At 44.5% G+C, this 1,978-nt stretch carries 1 protein-coding gene; it reads right to left on the bottom strand.

Annotated features, from left to right (window positions below; translation table 11 throughout):
• Positions 1–84: 84 nt before the first annotated feature.
• Positions 85–1,422, bottom strand: a complete 1,338-nt coding sequence (ltrA, locus tag ABMY45_RS23745) for a group II intron reverse transcriptase/maturase (RefSeq protein WP_349289597.1) — start codon at positions 1,420–1,422, stop codon at positions 85–87.
• Positions 1,423–1,978 lie beyond the last annotated feature (556 nt).

Raw genomic sequence — 1,978 nt, 5'->3', positions numbered from 1 at the left:
CTAATCGGGTAGCCGAGGGTATCTAGCCCTCAGCCCCCACAACACCCTGCATGCGGGTCCGCACAGGGCGTTTCATCTAACAGATTACCCGTTTGGGTAATGTACTTTTATCCATCCGTCTCTGAGTGAATATAGTCCCTCGTTTTTCAGATAATTTAAGCTTAAAGCCTGTTGAATACCGGGTGTTTTGGAGCTGCGCCAAGGCCCTTTACTTGTGATGCCACAGGCAACGGCTGCTTGCACATGAACTCCACGCTTCATCAGGTTTCTCACTTTAGTTCTCGGTTTTCGCCATTGTCGCCAGTAACACATCCTGATCCTGCGCCTTATCCAGTGGTCTAGGTCAACACATTGCTGGTATGCGTTTGCAATACCAAAATAATTGATCCATCCGCTTAGATATTGGCTTAATTTAAACAACTGATATTGCATGCTCACGCCCCAATTACGGTTAGTTAGAATGCGCACCTGTCGCTTAAATTTATGCAGGGTTTTGTCATGCCATTTGATTGCACCACGTTTAAAGGTAAACCCTAAGAATTTACTTTGTGTGGTTTTAACCACCTGACTTTTATCCGTGTTAACAAGCAATTTGAGTTTAGTTTCAAGGAACCGAGTAACGCTGGCAAGTACACGTTCGCCCGCACGTTTTGATTTTACTAAGATTATAAAATCATCAGCGTAACGGGCAAATTGGTGACCTCGTTGCTCCAATTCTTTGTCTAAATCATCCAACATAATGTTGGATAATAAAGGAGAAAGAGGGCCGCCTTGCGGTACTCCTTCTAAACTCGGAATTAGCGTGCCATTGTCATCAATTCCAGCTCTCAAATAACGGCCAATGAGTTTGAGCAAGCGTTTATCTTTGACATGACGTGATAAATTTCGCATTAATAAGTCGTGATTGACTCGGTCAAAGAACTTTGACAAATCGACATCTACCGCAATATTGCGTTTAGATTTAATGATTTGTTGAACTTGCTTCACAGCTTGTTGGCCGTTACGATTAGGACGAAAACCAAAGCTGTTATCTGAAAATGTGTTATCAATGATGGGCGATAAAACCTGAGTAATGGCTTGCTGGATAACTCGGTCGACCACGGTGGGTATTCCGAGTTGTCGTTTTCCACCATCGGGTTTATCAATTTCAACGCGTTTGACCGGCTGAGGACGATAAGTCCCATTTTCGAGTTGAGCTTTGCACTGTTGCCAGTGTTGTTTTGCCCAGTCGATAAATTGGGCTATTTTCATACCATCCACACCCGCTGCGCCTTTGTTGGCTTTAACCTGCTTCCATGCGCGTTGAAGGTTATCGTTTGATAAAACGTGTCCGAATAAATCAAAGTTGAAGGCTGATTGCACTGCATTACGCTGCATATCAGAACCACAGGGCTGTGGCGTATAGCTATGTAAGTAAGACATGAAGTATTCCTTCGGTTAAATGTTCAGGCCTTCACCGTGTCCCATCCATTACGATGGGTGTTTGGCTACTATGCCTTCTGCTGACTGCTGGATAATCACAAAATAAATTGCTCTAAATTGCGCTGCGTGCGTATCGGTGGGTGTTGCAGTGGTTTCGCTCGTAGACTATTTCGCAACCAAATAGCAACGCCAAGGGGTTGATTGACCAGCCACTTACTGGTATTTTCCGCAGCGATAGCGCAGGCCGCATGTCATCCAGCTCTCCCCGAATAAGAACATTAACTTTCATTGCACAACTGCATCATTTACGGTGGCCGTTAGATCACGTGACTTCGTTATCTTGTGCTAACTCGTCTTCAGCCTACGCCTGGTATGATGTTTTTGTTCATCAGCTCGCAATTTTGCTAGCGGCTTCCTCCATACAAACCCTCGCGGATTTGCACTTGCCATTCGCTAGTAGTTATCGTTTAATAACAATCAGTTATTTAAACGGTGATCTTCCTACAGAGGACTTTCACCTCATTAGTTAATGCCCATGTCGGGCGTACACAAACAA

Source organism: Pseudoalteromonas sp. XMcav11-Q (assembly GCF_040104525.1).
Taxonomy (GTDB): domain Bacteria; phylum Pseudomonadota; class Gammaproteobacteria; order Enterobacterales; family Alteromonadaceae; genus Pseudoalteromonas.
This window is presented reverse-complemented; position numbering and strand designations above follow the sequence as displayed.